Source organism: Stieleria sp., assembly GCF_041595215.1.
Classification (GTDB): domain Bacteria; phylum Planctomycetota; class Planctomycetia; order Pirellulales; family Pirellulaceae; genus Stieleria; species Stieleria magnilauensis.
In genome coordinates, this window is the sequence record NZ_JBFHKV010000801.1 from 1 (window position 1) to 4,148 (window position 4,148).

Consider the following 4,148-nt stretch of genomic DNA (forward strand, 5'->3'; position numbering starts at 1 on the left):
GGCGGACGCATCGCCACCGGCCAACACCTGTCTTTCGGTCGCGACACGCCACTAGCGAATCTGTATGCCGCGATGTTGAACGCATTCGGAACCGGGCACGAGCGATTCGCCGACAGCACGGGGATTTTGCCGGGAGTGCTGAGCTGATTGATGGAGGTCGGTGTCGCTGCTTCGCAGCGCGTGGGGATGCGCCTGAAGGCTGGACACCAACATGCGCTTATCGACGTCGGGGCTTGGCGAATCGGCTGAGCATGGCGGGCAACAGCAGCACGTCGGCGAACAGCGCGGTGGCCAGGGTCAGGCATCCCATGATGCCGAACAGTCGGGCGTCGCGAGAATCTCCGGCGATCGCCGATCCCAAGCCCGCGACCAACACAATCGTCGTCATCAACAGCGCCGACCCGACTCCGGTGAACGCGCGGCGGATGACTTCCTGGTGTTGCCCACCGTGTTTCATCTCTTCCTGGTAACGCGTCAGAAAATGAATCGTGTCGTCGACCGCGATACCGACACAGATCGTGAATACACACACCGTCACCATCTCCAGATGTTGGCCGCTGACGACCAGCATGGTGGCCGTCGCGGCGAGCGGAAACAGATTCGGAATGATGGAGATCAATCCGATTCGTATCGAGCGATAGACGAGCGTCAACACCAGCCAGATGACGATACTGGCCGTTCCCAAGCTCGTGGCCAGATCGGTGACGATTTGATAGATGTTTCGCCATCGCCAGACCGCGTTTCCCTGTAGCTCCACGTCGAAATCGGGATGCCGCTCGGTGATCGTATTCAATCCAGCTTCGATCCGTTGGAATGGCTTGCTGTAGGCGGCGATGCCCAAATCCTGGACACGAAACTGGACCGAGGCGAAGCGGTGTTCGGGGATGTAGAAGGCGCGTTTGAGCGAAGGTGGGAGCAATTCGAGCAGCGTCATGCGCTCCTTCGCGTCTCCGTCACCCGGCAGTGCCGCCAGCAATTGTCCGATCCCCAGCGGATTGCCGATCAGCGGTTCGCTGGCCAACAAGGCATCGATTTCGCCGAGCACGTCCAGCAGTTCGCTTTCGTCCGAATCGTTGAACCAGCGGACGTCGACAGTGCTGAATTCCAGTCCGCCGAGTGACCGGTCCAGGTGCCGAAGCGCCTGAGCCGCCTCGCCCGATTCGCTCAATCCGCTGTAACGCTTTTCGTCGGGCTGCAGTTGCAAGGAGATCAGGGCCATGGCGAAGGTGGTGGCGATGGCGATACGGGCGACCGCGCGGTCTCGGCGCAGCACCCAATCAACCAGCGGCCCGATCCGCCGCAGCTGGCCGTCGACCAGACTTTTGCCCAGCCCGATATGCAGGCGTCGTCCCAGGGGCGATCGGCATCCCAGCGGAATTACCGTCAACACACTGATGAACGTCATCGCAACACCGACGACGCAGCAGAGGCCGAAGTCGCGAACGATCTCGTGATGAGCCCATAGCAGCGACAGGAATCCGATCGCCGTGGTGGTGCTGGTCAGCAAACACGCCATGCCGACACGCGAAATCCCACGCCGTGCCGCCTCTTTGACTTCCAGACCGTTGGCACGTTGTTGGCGGATCTCGACCATCAAATGCACCGAGTCGGTCAGTCCGACCAGACTGACCAGCACGGGAACGATGATGTCGTTGAACGGGTTGTCTTGCAGATCCAGAAAATGCAACATCCCGGTCGTCCACAAAACACCGACGGCCGGCGCCACCGCGACGATCACCACGGCCGAGAAACCGCGAAACAGAATCACCGCCGAGAGCAACATGATCGAGTACCCGATCAGTTGGTACTTGGTCGAATCGGTCACATGATTGTTGGCCATCATCAAATGCAACGGCACCGGTCCGGTCAGTTGAAACTCCAATGCGACACCGGGGATGGTCGCTGCAATCGACTCGGCACGTTCGCGGATCTCGCTGGTCACCGCTTCGTCGCTGGTGACAAAGAACCAGTCGATGCCGAGGTGCATCAACACCGTCCGCCCGTCCTGGGAGATCAGTTGACCGACCGCCAGCGGATTCTCCAGCACTCGACTGCGAGCCTCGTCCAACTGACGCTGCGATGCGTTGTCGCTGGGCAGCAGCGTTCCCGAGAGTCCGAACAGGTTGAAACCGGGAACGCTGTCGAGCCACATCACGTCGTCGATCTGGGGCATCGACTGCAGCCCTTCGGCGACCCGCCGCATGGCGCGCAGATGCGATCCAGAGAACAAGTCCGCTGTGCCCGACGAGTCGACGCGCGCGACCAGGACGCATTGTCCGCCGCCGACTTGAAAGGGCTGGACGTTGTCGGGAACACGGCCGCCACTGGGATAGTCCATGTCGCGACGATTGGAGCGATTCGATGCTCCCGAATCGTCTACCTGCTGCACGGCTTCGGGGATCAGATCCGTGATCAGTGCGGGGTTGGTAAACCCGATCGTCGCTAGCGTCGACATGGCGACAAACACCGCCAGTTGTGCTCCGGGGTGATCGGCCCACCAAAAGAACAGCCGTGCGCCGATCCCCGCTGTTTGATTCATCCGTGTCACAGGCGCTCCGCCGCGGCGGCTCTGATCTCATCACGTTCGATTCTTCTGTCATGATTCCGGTCGATGCGATTGAATCCGAATCGCTGAAACGCAACCGGTGTCTCGTCACGTTCGATGATCCCGTCTCGGTTCGTATCCATGGACGCCATGAACTTGGTCACGTGTTCCTCGATCCGTTTGTCGCGTTCGGCCTGTTGGCGTTGCGAGAGTGGCTTTGGCTTTTGAACTCGGTAGTGCGGACCGCCGCGGGGGATCGCGACGTCAAAGAACGCCACCGCCATCTCTTCCCAGGTCTGATCGCCCCAGGAGACGAAATCGTCGGGGTCGGGGTTAAACGGATTGCTCGAGGAATTGTCAAAGCGGACGGACATCTCCAATGATTCGACATCGTTCAGATCGACCGGTGTGTTGAATTCGTACCAATGCTGCCAGTTGAAATCGTAGTGGGGCACGCTGAGTAGTGGTTTGACTTGCCCGCCGGGGCGATTGGCTTGCAACCAGAACGATTTGCCACGCAGGTGCATGTGCGGTGTGATGCCCAGCATTCGGCTGTTCGGCGGAAAAGAATCAACCGTCATGGTGACGGTGTGATCGCTGACGCCGGGGGGAATCTCGAACTCGTGATCGATCGCCAGTTGCGTGAACACCTCGTGGCTGACATCGTCCGCGGCGGTCTCCCAGACACCGACCCGCGTCAGATCCTCCGCCTTGCGACCGTTGGGCGTGTAGTGCATTTGAAACACCAGCTTCGAACCGGCGGGGACCAACCGAGCGTGACCTTCGGACAGGGCGACGGCGCGTTGTCCGGGCACATAGGCCGCCATCCAACCGATGCCGTGGAATCCGTTGCCGTCGGGCGGTCGCACGAACACGATCGCGTGGTGCACCACACTCGCATTCCCTGGGATCACCTGTGCCGCGCGAATCCAACGGTCTTCGGTCCATTTCGGGTCGACGACAAAGTACTGGTATTCGACGACGCCTTCGGCGGGGACGGTGAAGGGACGGTCGCGCATCGCGATCTCGAAATCCGGTTCGGTTTCAAACTGCCACCCGCCGGTCCATTGCGGAAGTGGCGGGAGATCTCCGTCGTCGCCTTGTGGCATTCCGTTGTCCAACCAGGCGGCAATCTTGTCGCGCGTCTCCTGCGGCATCCTCCGCTCGCCGACGAAATGCCCGATGTCGGGGTCGGCGTGCCAAGGCGGCATGCGTTTCTGGTCGATGACTTCCAAAATCATCTGCCCCCAACCGACCACTTCGTCGTAGTCCGTCAGGGCCATCGGCGCGATCTCACCGCCGCGGTGACATTCCACGCAGTGTTCGTTCAGGATCGATGCGATGTCGGCCTTGAAGGTCACCGGTGCCGTAGAAGAATCCTTCGTCGCATGTTTCGCGGTGCGTGTAATCAAGCAACCGACGCTGGTGGTTTTCGGCTCTGGGATCGGATGGCCCGACAACAGGGATTCGATGGCATCGTTCAGATCGTTCTGCGTCGGCCGGGCTCGCGAGACGCCTGGTTCGTACTGATCGTCGATGCGTCCTTGGTAAACGATCTTGCCACCGGCATCGACCACGAACACTTCGGGGATGCGTGTCGCAC

The 4,148-nt window shown here is 60.6% G+C and carries 2 protein-coding genes; both read right to left on the minus strand.

Annotation, left to right across the window (positions count from 1 at the left end; genetic code table 11):
* Nucleotides 1-217 precede the first annotated feature (217 nt).
* The gene (locus ABX749_RS24365; RefSeq protein ID WP_372898282.1) at nucleotides 218-2,539 is read right to left on the minus strand and encodes an RND family transporter; all 2,322 of its coding nucleotides are present in this window, start codon (nucleotides 2,537-2,539) and stop codon (nucleotides 218-220) included.
* Nucleotides 2,540-2,544: 5 nt separating this feature from the next.
* The coding region (locus tag ABX749_RS24370; RefSeq protein WP_372898283.1) for an alkyl hydroperoxide reductase at nucleotides 2,545-4,148 on the minus strand (1,604 nt) is incomplete at its 5' end.

What these genes read in the sequence shown, in the direction of transcription:
- ABX749_RS24365 (WP_372898282.1), bottom strand. Translation starts at nt 2,539, where the DNA reads ATGAATCAAACAGCGGGGATCGGCGCACGGCTGTTCTTTTGGTGGGCC.